Annotated in this window: 14 protein-coding genes; 13 read left to right on the top strand and 1 reads right to left on the bottom strand. The window is 71.1% G+C overall.

Going from position 1 to position 20564, the window contains the following annotated elements:
* Positions 1–21 precede the first annotated feature (21 nt).
* Genes OHB44_RS19965 through OHB44_RS19950 form a run of 4 tightly spaced genes read left to right on the top strand, consistent with a single transcriptional unit; the run spans position 22 to position 5011 of the window.
* Positions 22–1044: a tripartite tricarboxylate transporter substrate-binding protein gene (locus OHB44_RS19965; RefSeq protein ID WP_330437836.1), complete on the top strand. Its 1023-nt coding sequence runs from the start codon at positions 22–24 to the stop codon at positions 1042–1044.
* Between the two features lies 1 nt (position 1045).
* Complete coding sequence (locus OHB44_RS19960; RefSeq protein ID WP_238686982.1) at positions 1046–1507, top strand: tripartite tricarboxylate transporter TctB family protein; 462 nt, start codon at positions 1046–1048, stop codon at positions 1505–1507.
* Between the two features lie 20 nt (positions 1508–1527).
* Positions 1528–3033 (top strand): tripartite tricarboxylate transporter permease, encoded by a 1506-nt coding sequence (locus OHB44_RS19955; protein ID WP_330437835.1) that lies wholly within the window; start codon positions 1528–1530, stop codon positions 3031–3033.
* A 43-nt stretch (positions 3034–3076) separates the two neighbouring features.
* Positions 3077–5011 (top strand): Na+/H+ antiporter NhaA, encoded by a 1935-nt coding sequence (locus tag OHB44_RS19950; protein WP_238686984.1) that lies wholly within the window; start codon positions 3077–3079, stop codon positions 5009–5011.
* 514 nt (positions 5012–5525) lie between these two features.
* Here OHB44_RS19950 and OHB44_RS19945 read toward each other — a convergent pair.
* On the bottom strand, positions 5526–6917 hold the full coding sequence (locus OHB44_RS19945; RefSeq protein WP_330437834.1) for an MFS transporter: 1392 nt from the start codon (positions 6915–6917) through the stop codon (positions 5526–5528).
* Between the two features lie 112 nt (positions 6918–7029).
* Between OHB44_RS19945 and OHB44_RS19940 the strand changes: the two genes are divergently transcribed.
* The 9 genes from OHB44_RS19940 (at position 7030) to OHB44_RS19900 (ending at position 20554) form a co-directional block, all read left to right on the top strand.
* Complete coding sequence (locus OHB44_RS19940) at positions 7030–7596, top strand: TetR/AcrR family transcriptional regulator (RefSeq protein ID WP_238682601.1); 567 nt, start codon at positions 7030–7032, stop codon at positions 7594–7596.
* Positions 7597–7765: 169 nt separating this feature from the next.
* Complete coding sequence (locus OHB44_RS19935; protein WP_330437833.1) at positions 7766–11800, top strand: discoidin domain-containing protein; 4035 nt, start codon at positions 7766–7768, stop codon at positions 11798–11800.
* Positions 11801–11927: 127 nt separating this feature from the next.
* Positions 11928–13115, top strand: a complete 1188-nt coding sequence (locus tag OHB44_RS19930; protein ID WP_266302184.1) for an MFS transporter — start codon at positions 11928–11930, stop codon at positions 13113–13115.
* Between the two features lie 117 nt (positions 13116–13232).
* Positions 13233–14909, top strand: coding sequence for an ABC transporter substrate-binding protein (locus tag OHB44_RS19925; protein WP_330437832.1), 1677 nt, complete (start codon positions 13233–13235; stop codon positions 14907–14909).
* 6 nt (positions 14910–14915) lie between these two features.
* Positions 14916–15872, top strand: a complete 957-nt coding sequence (locus tag OHB44_RS19920; RefSeq protein WP_091399352.1) for an ABC transporter permease — start codon at positions 14916–14918, stop codon at positions 15870–15872.
* A complete protein-coding gene (locus tag OHB44_RS19915; protein ID WP_266302187.1) occupies positions 15869–16756 on the top strand; it encodes an ABC transporter permease in 888 nt (295 codons plus the stop codon). The genes OHB44_RS19920 and OHB44_RS19915 overlap by 4 nt, the downstream gene beginning before the upstream one ends.
* Entirely contained in the window at positions 16753–17769 is a 1017-nt protein-coding gene (locus tag OHB44_RS19910; protein WP_238682596.1) for an ABC transporter ATP-binding protein, read from the top strand. The genes OHB44_RS19915 and OHB44_RS19910 overlap by 4 nt, the downstream gene beginning before the upstream one ends.
* Positions 17766–18767, top strand: coding sequence for an ABC transporter ATP-binding protein (locus OHB44_RS19905; protein WP_238682595.1), 1002 nt, complete (start codon positions 17766–17768; stop codon positions 18765–18767). Before OHB44_RS19910 ends, OHB44_RS19905 begins: the two co-directional genes overlap by 4 nt.
* Positions 18764–20554, top strand: a complete 1791-nt coding sequence (locus tag OHB44_RS19900) for a gamma-glutamyltransferase family protein (protein WP_330437831.1) — start codon at positions 18764–18766, stop codon at positions 20552–20554. Before OHB44_RS19905 ends, OHB44_RS19900 begins: the two co-directional genes overlap by 4 nt.
* Positions 20555–20564: the final 10 nt, after the last annotated feature.

Genomic DNA, 20564 nt, shown 5'->3' with positions numbered 1-20564 from the left:
CGTTGATAGGGAGGTCGCCGTATGCGAACGACCAGCAGGTACCGGGCCACCGCGCGGCTGATCGCCGCGATCGGTGTCGTCTCGCTCGCCGCCGCCTGTTCGGGTAACGGGGGTGCCGCCGGCGGAGGGGACGCCGCGAACTATCCGGACGAGAACATCACTATCGTCGTGCCGTTCAGCGCGGGTGGCCCGACGGACACTGTCACCCGGATGATCGCCGGGCCGATGGCCGCGAAGCTCGGCGGCAAGATCGTCGTCCAGAACGTCGAAGGTGCCGGCGGCACTGTCGGCGCCGGCGATGTCGCGCGGGCCAAGCCGGACGGCTACACGGTGCTCATGCACCACATCGGCATGTCGACGGCGCCCGCCCTCTACAAGAGCCTGGGCTACAAGCCCCTGGAGGACTTCGAGACGGTCGGCCTCGTCACCGAGGTGCCGATGACGATCGTCGCGCGTAAGGACTTCGCGCCCGCGACGCTGCAGGACCTGGTGACCCACGTGAAGGCGAACGCCGACAAGGTCACGCTGGCCAACGCCGGCATCGGCGCGGCGTCGCACCTGTGCGGTCTGCTGTTCCAGAGCACCACCGGCGTGAAGCTTCAGGAGGTTCCGTACCAGGGCACCGGACCCGCGCTGACCGACCTCGTCGGTGGCCAGGTCGACTTCATGTGCGACCAGACGACAAACACCAGCGGCCAGATCGCCGCAGGAAAGGTGAAGGCGTACGCGGTCACCACACCCGAGCGCGTGAAGAGCCTTCCCGACCTGCCGACCACCACCGAGGCCGGGTTGCCGCAGCTGACGGTCAGCGTGTGGCACGGTCTCTACGTTCCGGCCGACACGCCGCCGGAGATCGTTAAGAAGCTGTCCGAGGCGTTGAAGGTGGCACTGGCCGACCAGGGGGTCATCGACCAGATGGCCAAGCTGGGCACCGCGCCGGTCCCGGCCCAGGACGCGACCCCTGACGCGCACCGGGCAAAGCTCGACGAGCAGCTCGGCACCTGGGCGAAGATCATTGCCGACTCCGGGGTGAAGGTCTCCTGAGGTGGAGCGCCGTCGGTCGTTCCCGGACGTCCTCGCCGGGGGGATCTTCGTCCTGATCGGTGGCGCATTCGTGGTGGGGGCGCTCGGCTACGAGCTGGGCACCCCGACCCGGATGGGCCCAGGCGCCTTCCCGCTGCTGGTCGGCGCGGCAGTCGTCGCGCTGGGCCTGGCGATCGCCGGCAAGGGCCTCGTCGCCGGTGAGGTGATCTCGTTCGGGCCGATCCCGTGGCGCGCGGTCGCCGTCATCGTGCTCGCGGTCCTGTTCTTCGGGTTCACCATCCGGCGACTCGGGTTCGTTCCGACGACGGCGGTGACCGCACTGCTCACCACCCTGGCCAGCGCCCGCGTACGGCTGCTCACGGCGGTGGCTGTGGCCGCCGGGCTGACAGTGGCCAGCACGCTCATCTTCGTCGTCGGACTTCAGCTGCGGATCCCGCTGTGGGGCCCCTGGCTGGGCTTCTGACGCGGCATCCGGATTGAGGCATGGAACTCCTCGACAACCTCGCGCTGGGCTTCTCGACGGCCCTGCTGGTCCAGAACGTCCTCTACTGCTTCGTGGGAGTGCTGCTCGGGACCGCTGTCGGTGTGCTGCCCGGCATCGGGCCCACGGCCACCGTGGCGATGCTGCTGCCGATCACGTTCAGCTTCGAACCGGTCACCGCGCTGATCATGCTGGCCGGCATCTACTACGGGGCACAGTACGGCGGCTCGACGACCGCCATCCTGATCAACCTGCCCGGTGAGTCGTCAGCGGCGGTCACCGCGCTGGACGGGCACGAGATGGCCCGCCAGGGCCGGGCCGGCCCCGCCCTGGCGGCCGCGGCGATCGGGTCCTTCGTCGCGGGTACGGTCGCCACCGTGGCGCTGGCCGCCGCGGCCCCGCCGTTGGCCAGTGTCGCGTTGAAGTTCGGCCCGGCCGACTACTTCTCACTCGTGCTGTTCGGCCTGATCGTGTCGATCGCGCTGGCACGGGGCACGGCGCTCAAGGCACTGGCGATGATCGCGCTCGGCGTGCTGCTCGGCACTGTCGGCCAGGACATCTACACCGGAACGCCCCGCTTCGTGTTCGAGCAGCGCGAGCTGTACGGCGGCATCGACTTCGTGTCGGTCGCCGTGGGCCTGTTCGGGGTGGCCGAGATCCTGCGCAACCTGGAGAACGAGCAGACCCGCACGGCAATCGTCAGCAAGGTGACCAACCTCTGGCCGACCCGCGAGGACCGGCGTCGCATCGTCGCCCCGATCCTGCGGGGCACCGGTCTCGGCGCCGCGCTCGGTGTGCTGCCCGGCGGCGGCCACGTGCTGGCCTCGTTCACCTCGTACGCCGTCGAGAAGCGCATTTCGAAGCGGCCGCAGGAGTTCGGGCGGGGCGCGATCGAGGGCGTCGCCGGCCCCGAGTCGGCGAACAACGCCGCCGCGCAGACGTCGTTCATTCCGCTGCTCACCCTGGGCCTGCCCGCCCACCCGGTGATGGCACTGATGATCGGCGCGTTCATCGTCCACGGCATCACCCCGGGCCCGAACGTCATCAACGACGAGCCGGCGCTGTTCTGGGGCCTGATCGCGTCGATGTGGATCGGCAACGTGCTCCTGCTGCTGCTGAACCTGCCGCTGATCGGCCTCTGGGTGCGCATGCTGCGCATCCCGTACCAGGTGCTCTTCCCGATGATCATCCTGTTCGCCGCGATCGGCACCTACTCGCTGAACTCCAACGCGTACGACGTCTACGCCATCGCGTTCTTCGGGATCCTGGGCTACGTCCTGATCAAGTGCGGGTGCGAGCCGGCGCCCCTGCTGCTCGGCTTCGTCCTCGGCCCGCTGCTTGAGGAGAACCTGCGCCGCGCGCTCATCATCTCCCGGGGCGACCCGTCGGTCTTCGTGACCCGACCGATCTCCGCGGCACTGCTGGCCCTGGCGCTCGTCGCGCTCGTCGTCGCCGTCCTGCCGACGATCCGCCAGCGCCGCGCCGTCGTCTTCGCCGAGGAGGAGTAGCAATCCGGACCACGTGACGGTCAGGTCGACGAAGATTGTCCCCGTGACGAGCGACAACACGCCCCGGGGCTGGACCAGCCGGACCGTCTGGGACAGGCGGTTCAACGCCCCGTTGCGCTCGTTCCTGCGTACCGAGACCGGCGGCGCGCGGGTGGTACTGATCGCCGCGGTGGTGGCTCTGGTCTGGGCCAACCTGCACGTGTCGTCGTACGAGTCGGTCTGGGAGACCTCCTTCTCGATCCAGCTCGGCGACTGGCGCGTGTCACACGACGTGCGTTTCTGGGTCAACAGCGGGCTCATGACGTTCTTCTTCCTGGTCGCGGGGCTGGAGCTGCGCCGCGAGTTCGACATCGGCGAGTTGCGGGAGCGGCGTCGCCTGGCGTTGCCGATGCTGGCCGGGGTCGGCGGCATGCTCGTGCCGATCGCCATCTACCTCGCCATCAACGCCGGGCACACCACAGCGGCGGGCTGGGGCGCGGTGATGGCCACCGACACCGCGCTCGCGCTCGGCGCGCTGGCCGTCTTCGGGCCACGCTTCTCGGAACGGCTGCGGGGTTTCCTGCTGACCGTCGCCGTCGTCGACGATGTGGTGGCGATCGCGGTGCTGGCCATCGCGTACCCGCACCACCCCTCACTGACGGCGCTGATCGTCGCGGCGGCGATCTTCGGCGTCGTGCTGCTCGTCCGGGGCTGCGGGGTGCGGTTCGGCCCGGTCTACGCGCTGCTCGGGGTGGCGGCCTGGCTCGCCGTCTCGATGTCCGGTGTCGACCCGGTCGCTGTGGGTCTGGTGATGGGGTTGCTGACCTACGCCTACGCTCCCGGCCGAGGCGACCTGCAGCGGGCCAGCGACCAGTTCCGCCTCTTCCGGGAACAACCCACCCCGCAACTGGCCCGGATGGCCCGAGCCGGGCTCACCTCGGCGCTGTCGCCGAACGAGCGGTTGCAGACGCTCTACCACCCGTTGGCGAGCTACGTGGTGGTACCACTGTTCGCGCTGGCCAACGTCGGCATCGTGATCGACGGCGACCTGCTGGCCCGGGCCGTGACCTCTCCGGTCACGGTCGGCGTCGTGGTCGCGTACGTCGTCGGCAAGCCGGCCGGGATCGTGGCCACCGCGTGGCTGGTGACCCGGCTCAGCGGTAACCGGTTCCGGCCGCCCGTCGGGTGGGTCGCCGTCGCGGGGGTCGGCACGATCTCCGGCATCGGGTTCACCGTCGCGCTCCTGATCGCCACCCACGCCCTGAGCGGCCCGGCCCTGGACGAGGCGAAGTTCGGCATCCTCGTGGCGACGCTCGGCGCGTCAGTCGTCACCTGGCTGGTGTTCCGCGCCGTCGGCCGGCTCTCGCCGGCGCGGCGGACGCGTGCGCTGCTGGGCGTCACCGAGGGGATCGTCGACCTGATGCTGCCGGTCGATCCGGATCGCGACCACATGCGGGGGTCGCTCGATGCGCCGGTGACGGTGGTGGAGTACGGCGACTTCGAGTGCCCCTACTGCGGGCAGGCCGAGCCGGTGGTCCGAGAGTTGCTGGCGGACTTCGCCAACGTCCGGTACGTCTGGCGGCACCTGCCGCTCACCGACGTCCACCCACATGCTCAACTCGCGGCCGAGGCCGCCGAGGCGGCGGGGGAGCAGGGCGCGTTCTGGGAGATGCACGATCTGCTGCTCGCCCACCAGGACGCTCTCAATCCCACTGACGTGCTCGGTTACGCCGAACAGCTGGGCCTGGACCTGGACGGGTTCCGCGAGCACATGGTGAAGCGGATGGGCGTGGACCGGATCGCCGAGGACGTCGACTCCGCCGACCTCAGCGGCGTCACCGGCACCCCGACCTTCTTCATCAACGGTCGGCGGCACCACGGCGCGTACGACATCGCCGCGCTCTCGGCGGCGGTGAAGTCGGCGTTCGCCAGCGCGAAGCTCCGCCCCGAGTACCACCCTCGGGACCCAGGCCGCCGCGAGGCCGGTCCGGCGAGCTGACCGCGTGGCCGTCACCGGGCCAGGCGGTCGACGAGCGCACCGGTCACCTCCCGGCGCCCTCCGACAGTCGCGGCGTCGCCGGATCAACGGCGTCCGCCGCCGTGACTTCCGATCCCGCCTCCGCGTCGCGGGGTGCGGAGGTGTTGGCCGGCTCCTTTGGAGCTGAATCGTTTGCGACATCACCGGCGGCGCTGCCGGCCGAGGGCTTTCCGGGGCGTGGCCGGGAGGGAAGAAATCCGCGACCTCGACCTGATCCATCCGCTCCGCCGCCTTCCAGCCGGCAGGAAGAAGCGGCAGGCATTTGGTCTGATTCGTTTGCGGCATCAGCTCCAAAGGCAGCGCGCCATCCCATGCAACCCCGCAACCCCGGGCCGCGGGGCCAGCGCCCACAGCCCTCGGGGCCCGCACGCTTCAGCCCTTCAGGCCTCAGCCCTTCAGGCCCCAGCCCTGCCCGCCCCAGCCCCGCCCGCCGGGGCCCCGCAGCGTGCGCGCCCCGGGGCGCCCCCCGGGGCGTTCAGGTGACCGGGAGGGCGGCGAGCCGGTTGGCGCGGCGGCCCGCGACGGCCACGACGACAGCGAGGGCCAGGGCGATCAGGAAGAAGACGTCCGCGCCGGTGAAGGCCGCGTGGAAGCCCGCCGTCGGGTCGGTGGCGGAGCTGGCGCGGGTGTACGCGATGGTGAGGATCGCGATGCCGAGCGAGCCGCCGAGTTGGTGGGCGACGTTGACGAGGCCGGACGCGGCGCCCGCGTCCTGTGGTTCGACTCCGGCGACGCCGCCCTGGGTCATCAGGATGATGGCGATGCCCTGGCCGATTCCGATCACCAGCAGGGGCTGTAGCACGTCCGGGAAGTAGCTGGAGCCGGTCGAGATGCGCGACAGCCACGCCATGCCGGCGAGCGCGAGCACGAGGGACACCACCAGCAGGATGGGGCGGCCGAGCCGGTTCTGCAGGGGCCGGATGGCGTACACCATGGCGAAGAACATGCCGGTGATGGGCACGTACGCGAAGCCGGTCTGGAGGGCGCTGAGGTGCAGCACCTCCTGGAGGTACTGGCTGAGGAAGTAGAAGGTGGAGAAGGTGGCGCCGACGATGAGGATCCGCCCGGCGTACGCCCCGGAGCGCTCCAGGCTGCGGAAGAGTCGCAGTGGGGTGATGGGCTGTGGTGCCCGGTGTTCGATCAGCACGAAGGCGGTCAGCAGGACGGCGCCGAGACCCAATGAGACAACGGTGCCCGGTGCGCTCCAGCCGGCGGCTGCGGCCTGGATGAAGCCGTACACCAGGGCGGTCATGCCGCCGGTGGAGGTCAGCGCCCCGCCAAGGTCGAACGCACCGGCGCGGCGTTCGGTCTCGACCAGGAACCGTGGTGCGAGCAGCGCGATGGCGATGCCGATCGGCACGTTGACGAGCATTCCCCAGCGCCAGGAGAGCAGGTCGGTGAAGACGCCGCCGATGACGATGCCGACGCTGCCGCCGGCGCCGATGACCGCGCTATAGAGGGCGATCACCTTGGCTCGGGCCGCCGGTTGGGGGTGGTCGGCGACCAGTAGCGCGAGCGTGGAGGGCACCGCGAGCGCGGCGGCGAGGCCCTGCACGACGCGGGCGGTGATCAGCCAGCTGCCGCTCGGGGCGAGGCCGGCGGCGAGGGACGCCGCGGTGAACAGGGCGATCCCGGCGAGGAAGACGCGGCGGCGGCCGAGCAGGTCACCGGCTCGGGCGCCGAGCAGGAGCAGTCCGCCGAATGCCAGGACGTAGGCGTTCTGCACCCAGGAGAGCCCGGACGGGGAGAAGCCGAACTGCCGCTGCACGTGCGGCAACGCGGTCGTGATGATCGAGGTGTCCAGCGTCATCATCAGCTGCGAGCCGAGGATGAGCGCCAGGGCGATCCCGCGACGGGGAGCGGGCATGGTCCGCCTTCTTTCGGGCTAGACTGATAGGAGACCTCCGAATAAGTGGAGGCGTGCTATCACTCTAGTGATAGTCGGCCTCCGGTTGCTAGCGCTGGGAGACATCGGCATCGTGACGGCCCTCACCCACCTGCGCGTGGCCCGCCCGCACCGGGCCGACGCCGCCCGCAACTACGACGCGATCCTGGCGGCGGCCCGGGTCGCCTTCGCCGAGCAGGGCGCGGAGGCTCCGCTGGAGGAGATCGCCCGCCGCGCCGGAGTGGGTATCGCGACGCTCTACCGCAACTTCCCGACCCGGGAGGTGCTGATCGAGAACGTCTACGTCACCGAGGTCGAGGCGGTGTGCGCGACCGCCGGGGAGGCCGAGAGCCTCGCCCCCCGCGATGGCCTGTACGCCTGGCTGCGGCGCTTCGTGGAGTACATCGGGGCGAAGCAACCGCTGGCCGCCGGCCTGAACCGGGAGTCCACCGCCTACCTGGAGTGCCGGCGGGCGCTCTACGCGGCCGGTGGGCCGCTGCTGGAGCGGGCCCAGCGGGCGCGCGAGGTGCGCGCCGACGTGACGATCGACGACGTCATGCGCCTGGCCAGCGCCATTGCCTCCGGGCACTTTCCCCGGGCCGACCAGCGCGATCACGTCCTCACTGTCGCCCTGGACGGGCTGAGCGCGCAGCCGGAGTGACCTCGGCGGTCGGCCCGCGCCGCGATGTCCGAAGTGGAACAGCTGCGGAACGTGTTCGGGGAATCACGATGGACTCGGACCCTTGACTCTCGGGAAACATCGGGCCACCATCTGACAACGTTGTCACAGACCCCCGCCATCTGACAACGTTGTCATGTCTGGAGGCAAGATGTCCGACCCATCGCCGATTTCCCGGCGTACCTTCCTCTCCGCCGGCGCGACGCTGCTGGCGTCGGTCGGGGTGACCGCGGCCCTCCCGGACGCCCTCGCGTCCGCCGCCGGGCCGACGCCGACCGCCACCCCGACCGTCACCGACCTGGCCCGGTACCGCCCGGTGACGGTCTCCTCGACCGACTACGCGCCGACGCCGGCCGCCTTCGCCGTGGACGGCCTGCCGCAGGTCGGCGTCCGGGGGAGTGGATGGCGTGCCGCCGTCGGCGATCCACAGTGGATCTCAGTGGACCTGCAGGCGCCGTGCCGGATCGAGGCCGTCTCCCTGGTCTTCGAGGCCACGCTCACCGACGGGCCGTTCGACGGCAACTACACCGACACCGACGGTGACGAGATCCTCTCCAGCGCCGCGACGGCGTACCGGATCGAGGTCTCCACCGACGGCAGTGCCTGGCGGTCGGTGTACGAGACCAGCGAGGGCCAAGGCGGGGCACAGACCATCAAGCTGCCCGAGCCGGTCACCGCCCGGTGGATCCGGATGACCGCCACGAAGCGCTCCAACAGCAACCCGGTCGGCCTCAACGGCTTCCAGGTCTACGGCGTGCCGCTCGCCGGCCGGCCGAAGGCCGAGGGCTGGACCAGTTGGGAGGGCGGCAACACCGGCCCGGCACCCGAGCTGCGGGTCGCCGCCGACGGCACGGTGCCGCTGGAGTCGGGCTGGTCGCTGACGATGGACGACTTCGCCGGCACCGCCGACGGCGCCGAACTCTCCCGTGCCGGCGTCGACGTCCGGTCCTGGCTGCCGGCGACGGTACCCGGCACCGTGCTGGGCACACTGGTCGAGCAGGGACACCTGCCCGACCCGGTGGCCGGCTTCAACAACATGCGCATCCCGGAGGCGCTGTCCCGGCACACCTGGTGGTACCGGCGCGCGCTGCGGCTGCCGCGTGACCTGGACACCTCGGCCGGCCGACGGATCTGGCTGGAGTTCGACGGGATCAACCACGAGGCGACGGCCTGGGTCAACGGCATGCGGGTCGGCAGCGTCAAGCACCCGTTCGCGCGGGCTGCCTTCGACATCACCGACGCGTTGGCCGGTCACCGTGGCGAGCACGTCCTCGCCGTCCGGGTCACCCCGATGCCGCACCCGGGCACCCCCGGCGACAAGGGCCCCGACGGTCGTACCTTCCTCCAGTCGGCCCACCACTACCTTGACGCGCCGACCTACCTGGCGGTGTCCGGGTGGGACTGGATGCCGGCCGTCCGTGACCGGGTCACCGGCCTCTGGGACCACGTCCGCCTGCGCAGCACCGGCGCCGTGGTCATCGGCGACCCGCACGTACAGACCACGCTGCCCGACCTTCCCGGCACCGACACCGCCGAGGTCACCATCCGGGTCCCGGTCCGCAACGCGGCGGCCAGCGCCACCACTGTCACCGTCCGCGCGGAGTTCGACAAGGTACGCGTCGAGTCGACGGTGACCGTCCCCGCCGGCGGGAGCACCACTGTCACCTTCACGCCGGAGCGTTTCCGCGCGCTGCGGCTGCGCAACCCCCGCCTCTGGTGGCCCAACGGCTACGGCGACCCCCACCTGTACGACCTCACGCTCACCGCCACCGTCAAGCGCGCGGTCAGCGACCGGCGTGCGCTCCGCTTCGGTGTCCGCGAGTTCGCCTACGACTGGCACCAGCCGATCGTCATCTCGCCTCCCGGCAAACCCGCGCTGGAGTTCGTCGACGGCGCGGCGACCCAGACGGTCACGTTCGACAGGCAGCACGCCCGGCACGTGCGCATCCAGGCCGGCCAGCGCGCCACCGGCTGGGGCATCTCGATGTTCTCGTTGTCGGTGGCCGACGGCACTGGTCCGGATCTCGCCCTGCGCCGCGACGCCACCGCGTCGTCCTCGGAGAACGACGGCAACGGGCCCGGCAAGGCCGTCGACGGCGACGCGGCGACCCGCTGGGCCTCGCAGGCCGAGGACAACCAGTGGATCCAGGTCGACCTCGGCGCGGCGGTGGACTTCGACCGGGTCACCATCGTGTGGGAGCAGGCGTACGCGCTGGACTACCGCGTGCAGGTCTCCGTCGACGGGGACGCCTGGAACGACGTGACGTCGGTCAGCAACGACACCCCGCTGGGCAGTCGGGCCACCCAGGTCGAGACGTTCGCCAGTCAGACGGCGCAGCACCTGCGCATCCAGACCGGCGCGCGGGTGACCTCGTGGGGCGTGTCCATGTGGGCGCTCTCGGTGCGGCGGCAGGCCGAGCCGGACGTCGACCTGGCCCTGCGCCGGACGGCGACCGCGTCGTCGTCCGACGGCGACTCGAACGGCCCGGACCGGGCCGTCGACGGCAACCCCCGCACCCGGTGGTCGTCCACGTTCGAGGACAACCAGTGGATCCAGGTCGACCTCGGCGCTCCGGTCAGCTTCGACCAGGTGACGATCGTCTGGGAGCAGGCGTACGCCCGCGACTTCGTCATCCAGGTCTCGGACGACGGGCAGCGCTGGACCGACGTCAAGGCGGTCAGCAACAAGATCACCGAGCTGAAGATCACGGTGAACGGTGTGCCGGTGTTCGCCCGGGGCGGCAACTGGGGCTGGGACGAACTGCTGCGTCGGGTGCTGCCCGACCGGCTGGCCGACACGGTCGAGATGCACCGCGACATGAACTTCACGATGATCCGCAACTGGCTCGGCAGCAGCAACCGGGAGGAGCTGTACCAAGCCTGCGACGAGCAGGGCATCCTGGTGTGGAACGACTTCTGGCAGGCCGGGGCCTTCCTGCCGAATCCGCCCGGCTACGTCGACATCGCCGCCGACACGATCCGGCGGTTCCGCCACCACCCGAGCATCGTCGTCTGGTGCGGCGCGAACGAGGGGGACCCGCCGCCGATCGTCGACGCCGGGCTCAAGCAGGCCGTCGCCACCGAGCACCCGGAGATCCTCTACATCCCGAACTCCGCCAGCGGCATCGTGAGCGGGCGGGGGCCCTACGGCTGGGTCGACCCGACGACCTACACCGACAAGACGATCTACGAGGCGGACTCGTTCGGCTTCCACACCGAGATCGGCATGCCAGTGGTGTCGGTGACCGAGAGCATGCGCAACCTCGTCGGTGACGCGCCGGAGTGGCCGATCGGCGAGGTGTGGAACTACCACGACTGGTCGACCATCGGTAACCAGCGCGTCGGCACGTACCAGGCGGCGATCGACGCGCGGCTCGGTGAGTCCGAGTCGCTCGACGAGTTCGCCACCCGGGCGCAGTTCGTCAACTACGAGAGCCACCGCGCCATGTTCGAGGCGTGGAACGCCAACCTGTGGCAGGACGCCACCGGTCTGCTGCTGTGGATGTCGCACCCGGCGTGGCACAGCACGGTCTGGCAGACCTACGACTACGACCTCGACGTGAACGGCGCCTACTACGGCGCCCGCAAGGGATGCGAGCCGGTCCACGTCCAGGCCGACCCGGGTACCTGGCAGGTCCGGGTGGTCAACCACACCGCCGCCCCGCTCAGCGGAGTCACTGTGAGCGCCCGACGGTACGACCTGAACGGCCGGTCGTTGGGTTCGGCCCAGCGTCAGCGGGTGGACGTGGCCCGCTCGGCCACCACGGCGGTCTTCCCGCTCGCCGCGCCGGACGGCGGCGGACTGCACCTCGTGCGACTGGAGTTGCGGGACAGCCGCGACCGGCTGCTCACGGAGAACACCTACTGGCGTTACGACAAGGCCGAGCAGTTGAGGGCGCTCAACGACGTGCCGAGCACCCGACTGTCGACGTCGTCGAGCACCGTACGCGTCGTGGACCGGCGCAACACCGTCACCACGACGGTCCGCAATCAGGGCCGTACGGTCGCCGCGTTGGTGCGGCTCGCCGTACGCGACCAGCGCGGTGAGCGGGTCCTGCCGGCGCGCTACGACGACAACTACTTCTGGCTCCTGCCGGGGGAGAGCCGCGAGGTGCGCATCTCCTGGCCGGCGCGGTCGGGCCTCGCCCGCCAGGTCACGGTGACCGCGCAGGCGTACAACTCCTAGGAGTACGCGGTGGGAGGCGGCGCCGTGCGGCTCCGCTTCCCACCGTGGACCCGTGCGCTGCCACCTGATGCGGGCGTTTAGATCCGTTACCGCACCTCGGCTCGGGACCGATACCCATGCTGTACGTGTGACACGGTCCGGTTCCACGTCCGGCGCGGTACGGGTCGCGTTCGCGTTCTGGATCACGCTCGTGGGCACCACGGTGCCGACGCCGCTCTACCCGCTCTACGAGCTGGAGTTCGGCTTCTCGTCGTTGACAGTGACAGTGGTCTACGCACTGTACGCGCTGGGAGTCGTCGTCGGGTTGCTGGTCTTCGGTCGGCTCTCCGACCAGATCGGCCGACGTCCGGTCATCCTCATCGCGCTGCTGCTCTCGGTCGCCGCCGACGCCGTGTTCCTGGCCGCCGTGGACCTGGCGATGATCATCGTGGGTCGGATCCTCGCCGGGCTGTCCGCCGCGCTGATCATCGGTGCCGCGACCGCGGCGTTGGCGGAGCTGATCGACCCTCGGCACCCGAAGCGGGCCGCCACCGTGTCGATCTTCGCGAACCTGGGCGGCCTGGCCGCCGGCACCCTGCTGTCCGGGATCGTGTCGGACGTGGCACCCGATCCACTCCGGCTGCCCTGGGTGATCGTGCTGATCCTGGCGGTGATCGCGATCATCGCGCTGCGCGGGGTGCCGGAGACGGTCCGGGAACGTTCGCCGGTGACTTTGCGGGTGCAGCGGTTGCACGTGCCGGCGACCATCCGCGGGGCCTTCGTCCGCTCGGCGCTCACCGCCGGCGCGGGCTTCGCCGCCCTCGGGGTGCTCACGTCGGTGAGTGGGCTGTTCCTCGGCATGGTCCTGCACGAGACCTCGCACACCCTTGCCGCGCTGGTGGTCTTCGTGGCGTTCACCGGCGCCGCGTTCGGTCAACTGCTGACCCGCGTGCTGTCCTCGCGCGCCGCGCTGGCCAGCGCCTGCGCCGGCCTCGTCGTGGGGGCGGGCCTGCTCGCGTTCAGCATGTGGATGGCGTTGCTGGCGACGCTCATCGTCAGCGCGGCGATCACCGGTGTCGCGTCCGGGGTGGCGGTCGGCGACGGCATCGCGACGATCACGATGAAGACCGAACCGCAGCACCGGGCCGAGGCGGTGTCGACCTTCTTCGCCATCCTGTTCGCCATGCTCGGTGTGCCAGCGGTCGGGGTCGGTCTGCTGATCCAGACGATCGGCCTGCGCCCGGCCGGCGAGGTCTTCAGCGCGGTGGTGGCGGTGCTCGCGCTGGTCGTCCTGCTCAGCCTGGTCCGGGGCGGCCGGACACGGCCCGCGGGCTGATCACCGGCGCGGCCAGTTCAGGGCAACCGGCGTGCCTGGCGGGCCATTCACGGAGGTCTTGCGGCGGTCATCGTATACAACATACGCTCCCCGAATCGCCCACCTGAGGAGCTCTCCATGACGAACCTCTCCGTCCGCGACACGAACCTGCCCCGCAGCCGGGTGCTCCGGGCCGCCGTGGCGGCGGCCGTCGTCGTCTGCACTGTCGTCGCCTGCTCACCGGTGTCGAACAACGAAGGCGGCGACCCGTCCGGCGGCGACCAGGCGGCAGGCCAGGATTCCTTCGGTACGCCCGCCGACCCCGCCGCCGTCAAGCAGGGCGGCAAGCTGGTCATCGCCCTCTCCGCCGAGCCCGACGCGCTGGACCCGACGCTGTCGAGAAGCCTCTACTCCCGCTACGTCTTCCAGGCGATGTGCCAGAAGCTCTACGACGTCAACGAGCAGGCGCAGGTCGTACCGCAGCTCGCGACGGCCCTGCCCACCACGAGCGGCGACGGCCGGACGGTGACCATTCCGCTGCGGCCCGGCGTGCGCTTCGCGGACGGCACGGCGTTCGACTCGGCCGCGGTGAAGGCCACCCTGCAACGCCACCTCACCAACGCCCGGTCGGCGCGCAAGAGCGAACTTGGCCCCATCGACGGCGTCGACACCCCTGACGCGCAGACAGTCGTCCTGCGGCTGAAGCAGCCGTTCGCACCACTGCTCGGGGCCCTCGCCGACCGGGCCGGCATGATCATGAGTGCGCAGGCGCTGCGGACCAAGGGCGACGACTTCGCCTCGGCGCCGGTCTGCGTCGGCCCCTTCAAGTTCGCGAAGCGGGTGCCGCAGAACTCCATCGAGGTGGTGCGGGACCCCAACTACTACGACGCGAGCAAGGTGCACCTGGACGGCATCTCGTGGCGGATCCTCACCGACGCCAGCATCCGCGCCGCCAACCTGCGCTCCGGTGACGCGCAGGTCGCCGACTCGGTCTCCACCCAGGACGTCGCCTCGCTCCGGCAGGACGCGGCGGTCTCCGTCCTCCAGTCGCAGTCCCTCGGCTACCAGGGCCTGACCATCAACGTCGGCAACGTCGACGGCGTCGGCACCGCAGCCAAGCCCATCAACCGCCCCCTCGCCCAGAACGCCAAGGTGCGACAGGCCTTCGAGCACGCCATCGACCGCAAGGCCCTCGTCGACGCGGTCTTCAACGGTCTGCACGCCGCCGCCTGCTCCCCGATCTCGCCGGCGAGCACGTTCTCGTCCCCGGAGGCGCAGACCTGCCCGGCGCACGACCCCGCCAAGGCCAAGCAGTTGCTGGCCGAAGCCGGCGTGCGGACGCCGTACACGGTCACGATGCTCGCCTCGAACACCCCTGACACGCTGCGTCTCGCGCAGGCGTTGCAGTCCATGGTCAAGGACGGCGGATTCGACCTGAAGATCAACCCGGTGGAGTACTCGTCGCTCCTCGACGAGCAGGACCGCGGCAACTTCGAGCTGCTGCAACTGGGGTGGAGCGGCCGGATCGACCCGGACGCCAACATTACGAACTTCGTCGGCACCGGCGCCAGCCAGAACGTCGCCGGCTACAGCAACCCGCAGCTCGACACAGTGCTGACCCAGGCCCGCCAGGCCGGTGACGTCGAGGAGCGCAGGAAGCTGTACGGGCAGGCGGTCGCACTGCTCCAGCAGGACGACGCCCTGATCTACCTCTACCGGCAGCGCAACCTGACCGCCGTCAGCAAGCAGATCCAGGGCCTCCAGGTCTACCCGGACGGCGTTATCCGGGCCGCCTTCGCCGGCTTCGGCAAGTAGGCCGTCGTGGCCCGATACCTGCTCACCCGCGCCTGGCAGTCGGCGCTGACCCTGCTGTTGTCGACGATCGTGGTCTTCGTCGGCGTACGGGCACTGCCCGGCGATCCGGCCCTCGCCCTGGCCGGGGAGGACCGGTCGCCGGAGGCCCTGGAGGCCATCCGTCGGCACTACGGGCTGGACCAGCCGCTGCCGGTGCAGTTCGCCCAGTACGTGGAGCGCATGGCGCAGGGCGACTTCGGGGTGTCCATCCGCACCGGCACCCCGGTCTCCTCGATGCTCACGACAGCCCTGCCGGTGACCGTCGAGCTGTCCGTCCTGGCGATCCTCATCGCGGCGGCGCTCGGCGTCGGCGCCGGGGTGCTCGCGGCCGTCCGTCGTGGACGTCCGGCGGAGTGGCTCGCCAACGGCCTGGCCCTGATCGGCCTGTCCGTGCCGCACTTCTGGCTCGGGCTGCTGGCGATCCTCTACCTGTCCGTGGCGACCGGGCTCTTCCCCGCCTCCGGCTTCGTGCCGATCCTGGAGGACCCGGTGGACAACCTGCACCACATCGTCCTGCCGGCGGTGATCCTCGGCACCGGCCTGGCCGCCATCATCATGCGGCAGACCCGCTCGGCGATGCTGGACTCGCTCTCCTCCGACTACGTACGGACGGCGAAGGCCAAGGGCCTGCGACCGCGCGCCGTCATCACCCGGCACGCCCTGCGGAACAGCCTCATCGTGGTGGTGACCGTCGTGGGTCTCCAACTCGGCGGGCTGATCTCGGGCGCTGTCGTCACCGAACAGATCTTCGGGCTGCCGGGCTTCGGCAAGATGACCATCGACGCGGTGTTCCAGCGGGACTACCCGGTGATCCAGGCCGTCGTCCTGCTCACCGCGGCGGCCTACATCGTGATCAACTTCTTCGTGGACCTGCTCTACTCGGTCATCGATCCACGCATCCGGGTGACGGGAGATCCGGCATGACCGTCCTCACCGTACCGATGGCGGAGACCGGCACCGCCGATATCACCCGGCGTACCCGGGTGCTGCGGCGGCTGCGGCGCAACCCGCTCGCCGTGGTGAGCTTCGTCGTGCTCGCGCTGGCGGGTGTCATCGCGCTGCTCTCGCCCTGGCTCGCGCCCTACTCGGTCGACCAGACCGACTTCGCCCGTACGTTCGCCCCTCCCGGCACCGCCGGGCACCTGCTGGGCACCGACGACCTCGGCCGGGACGTCCTCTCCCGCATCATGCTCGGCGCACGGGCCTCGTTGCAGGTAGGGCTCCTGGCGGTGGCCACGTCGCTGGTCATCGGGGTGCCGCTCGGGCTCGCCGCCGGCTACTTCCGGGCCTGGGACGCGGTGATCTCGCGCTTCACCGACCTGCTGCTGGCGTTTCCGTTTCTGATCATGGCGGTGGGGTTGGCGGCCATCCGCGGTGCCAGCCTCGGCAACGCCGCGGTGGCCATCGGCATCGCCCAGATCCCCGGGGTGATCAGGGTCGTCCGCTCGGACACGCTGCGCCTCAAGTCGCTGGACTTCGTCGCGGCAGCCGTCGTGGACGGCGCGAGCGACCTGTGGGTGCTCGCCCGGCACATCCTGCCGAACGCGACCTCGGTGATCCTGGTGCAGGCCACTGTCGCCATCCCGGCCGCGATCCTCGGCGAGGCGGTGCTGTCCTTCCTCGGCCTCGGCATCCAACCCCCGTCGCCCAGTCTCGGCACCATGCTGGCCACCGCCCAGCAGTTCGCCGCCCGCGCACCGTGGGCCGCCGTCTTCCCCGGCGTGGTGATCATGGGTCTGGCGCTGGCGTTCAACGTCTTCGGTGACGCCCTGCGCGACGCCCTCGACCCGAAGGGAGACCGGCGATGACCACCGCCTCCGCGCCCGTGCTGGAGATCCGCGACCTGTCGGTGTCGTTCCCGACCGAGACCGGCACCGTCTCGGCGGTCGACGGAGTCAGCCTGGACCTCGCGGCCGGGGAGATCGTCGGAATGGTGGGCGAGTCGGGGTGCGGAAAGAGCGTCACCGCGATGAGCCTCGCCGGACTGCTCCCGGGCAGCGCCCGGGTCAGCGGATCGGTGCGCCTGGACGGCACTCAACTGGTCGGGGCCCGCGAGTCGGCCCTGCGTCGCGTCCGTGGCCGGGAGATCGCCTACATCTTCCAGGAACCGATGACGTCGTTGAACCCGGTGCTCACCGTCGGACGGCAGATCGGCGAGGTGCTCCAGGTCCACGAACGGATGTCCCGACGGGCGGCGCGGGCTCGCGCCGTCGAGCTGTTGACGCTCGTCGGGATCCCGTCCGCCGCCCAGCGGGTCGACAACTATCCGCACCAACTCTCCGGCGGCATGCGCCAGCGCGTGATGATCGCGATGGCGGTGGCCTGCGGCCCGAAGGTGCTGGTGGCCGACGAGCCGACCACCGCGCTGGACGTCACCGTCCAGGCCGGCATCCTCCAGGTGCTGCGGGACCTGCGCGACCGGCTCGGCACGAGCGTCCTCATCATCACCCACGACCTCGGCGTGATCGCCGACATCGCGGACCGCGTCGTCGTCATGTACGCGGGCCGGGTGGTGGAACGGGCACCGGTGGACGACCTGTTCGCCCATCCCCGGCACCGGTACACGGCCGGGCTCCTGTCGGCGTCACCGCAGCCGGGCCGGCACGCCGGCACCGACCGGTTGACCGAGATCCCCGGGCTGGTGCCCGTCCTGGCCAGCCAACCCGACGCCTGCACCTTCGCGGATCGCTGCCCGGCCGCCGATGAGCAGTGCCGGGCGGCCGCCCCGCCGTTGGAGGATGTCGGTGGCACCGACCATCTCGCGGCCTGTTGGCACCCCTGCACAACGGCACCGACGGCAGTTCAGGAGGCGAACCGATGACGCCGCAGCCGAACGCCCTGGAGATCGCGGACCTGGTGATGCACTTCGGCCCGGTGCGTGCCGTGGACGGGGTGTCCCTGACCATCCCGCGGGGCCGGGTCACGGCCCTGGTGGGGGAGAGCGGTTCCGGGAAGTCGACAGTGGGCCGATGCGTGGTGCGGCTCGTCGAACCGACAGCGGGAACTGTCCGGATCGCTGGCACTGACGTCACCCACCTGTCCCGACGGCGACTGCGTCCCCATCGCGGCGCGGTGTCGATCGTCTTCCAGGACCCGGCCGCGTCACTGGACCCGCGGATGCTGGTGGGCGAGATCGTGGCCGAGCCGCTGCGGCTGGCCGGCAAGCGGATCTCCCGGCGCGAGCGGGACGCGCGCGTCGCCCCCCAACTCGAACGGGTGGGCCTGCGCGCCGAGGTGGCCCGCCGCTATCCCCACGAGCTGTCCGGCGGGCAACGCCAACGGGTCAGCATCGCGCGGGCCCTGATCTCCGAGCCCATGCTGCTCATCGCTGACGAACCCACCAGCGCGCTCGACGTGTCGGTGCAGGCGTCGGTGCTCAACCTCCTCGCCGACCTGCAACGCGACATCGGGTTCGCCTGTCTCTTCATCACCCACGACCTCTCCGCTGTCGAGTACCTGGCCGACGACATCGCTGTCATGTACCTGGGTCAGCTCGTCGAGACCGGTAGCCGCGAGCGGATCTTCGCCCGGCCCGCCCACCCGTACACGCAGGCGCTGCTCTCCGCCGCGCCGGTGGCCGACCCGGTGCGTCAGCGCCTCCGTCAACCGGTGCTGCTCGGCGACGACCTGCCGTCCGCGCTCGACCCACCGTCCGGCTGCCGGTTCCGGACCCGGTGCCCGCTCGCCTTCGACAGGTGCGCGACGGAGGTGCCGGCGCAGACCGCCGTCGGCGACGGGATGGCCGCGTGTCACCTGGTCCGGCCGGACGGCACCGGTCCCGACGTTCGTACCGCAGATCCCAGTGAGGTGTTGTCATGACGTTCACCACCCGACCCACGTTGCAGGGCACCTTCGGCATGGTGTCCTCCACCCACTGGCTGGCCAGCCAGTCGGCGATGGGCATCCTGGAACGCGGGGGCAACGCCTTCGACGCGGCGGTCACCGCCGGCTTCGTCCTGCACGTCGTCGAGCCGCACCTGAACGGGCCGGGCGGCGAGGTGCCGGCCATCGTGGCCACCGCACGGGATCCCCGACCGAAGGTGCTGTGCGGGCAGGGGCCGGCGCCGGCCGGCGCCACCATCGCGCACTTCCGGTCCCTCGGGATGGACCTCATCCCGGGCGCCGGGCCGCTCGCGGCGGCCGTACCCGGCGCGGTGGACGCCTGGCTCCTGCTGCTGCGCGAGCACGGCACGCTCACCCTCGCCGAGGTGCTGGAGCCGGCGATCGGCTACGCCGGCGCCGGACACCCGCTGGTGGGCCGGGTCGGTGACACGGTGGCGGCCGTCCGGTCGTTGTTCGAGGAACACTGGCCCACCTCCGCCGCGCTCTGGCTGCGCGGCGGCCGACCACCGGCCGCGGGGGAGTTGGTCACCAACCCGGCGTACGCGGACACCCTGCGCCGGCTCGTCGAGGCGGGACGGGCGGCCGGCGTCGACCGGGAGGCCCAGATCGAGGCCGCGCGCCGGGCCTGGAGCACCGGTTTCGTCGCCGAGGCGATCGACGCGTTCAGCCGGCTACCGTTCCAGGACTCCAGTGGCCGCCCGCACGCCGGGCTGGTGACCGGCGACGACCTGGCCGCGTACTCGGCGAGCTGGGAGCCGCCCGCCACCCTTGACTGGCACGGCTACTCGGTGGCGAAGACCGGTTTCTGGGGCCAGGGCCCGGTGCTGCTGGAGTCACTGGCCACTCTGGATGCCCTCGACGACCCGGGCGCGTACGACCCGACGACCGCGGCGGGCATCCACGCCCAGGTCGAGGCGCTCAAGCTCGCCTTCGCCGACCGGGAGGCCTGGTACGGCGACGGGGCCGACGTGCCCGCCAAGGCGCTGCTCTCGCCGCAGTACGCGCGGGAGCGGGCCGTCCTGATCGGCGATCGCGCGTCGGCGGAGTTGCGGCCGGGGCGTCCGGACGGGGCGCAGCCGCGCCTGCCCGCCCACGTCCGACAGGGCGCCGGGCGGCGTACCGGGCCGACGGATGCCACCACGGGAGAGCCGACGGTGCAGTCGGACGGGGTGACCCGGGGCGACACCTGTCACGTGGACGTGGTCGACCGCTGGGGCAACATGATCTCCGCTACGCCCAGCGGCGGCTGGTTGCAGAGTTCCCCGACGATTCCGGAGCTGGGCTTCCCGCTGGGCAGCAGGTTGCAGATGTTCTGGCTGGAGGAGGGGCTCGCCTCGTCGCTGGCGCCGGGCCGCCGCCCGCGTACGACGTTGAGCCCGACGATGGTGCACCGTGACGGTCAGCCGGTGCTGGCCTGCGGCACCCCCGGTGGCGACCAGCAGGACCAGTGGCAGTTGCCGTTCCTGCTGCGGCACCTCGTCGGTGGGCAGAGCCTTCAGGAGGCCATCGACGCGCCGGCGTGGCACACGGTCAGCCTGCCGGGGTCGTTCTATCCCCGCGACATGGAGCCCGGTGTCCTGGTGGTGGAGGACCGGCTCGACGAGGGTGTGCTGGAGGCCCTGCGGGCGTACGGGCACGAGGTGCGGGTCACCGACGGGTGGAGCCTCGGTCGGCTCTGCGCGGTGACCCGTGACCCGGTGACGGGAGTGCTGGCGGCCGGTGCGAACCCCCGGGGGATGCAGGGCTACGCGTGCGGCCGGTAGCTGGCGCCAT

The organism is Micromonospora sp. NBC_00821, from assembly GCF_036347035.1.
Taxonomy (GTDB): Bacteria; Actinomycetota; Actinomycetes; order Mycobacteriales; family Micromonosporaceae; genus Micromonospora; species Micromonospora hortensis.
The sequence above is the reverse complement of the archived record's forward strand: the minus strand, read 5'-3'. Positions and strand labels throughout refer to the sequence as shown.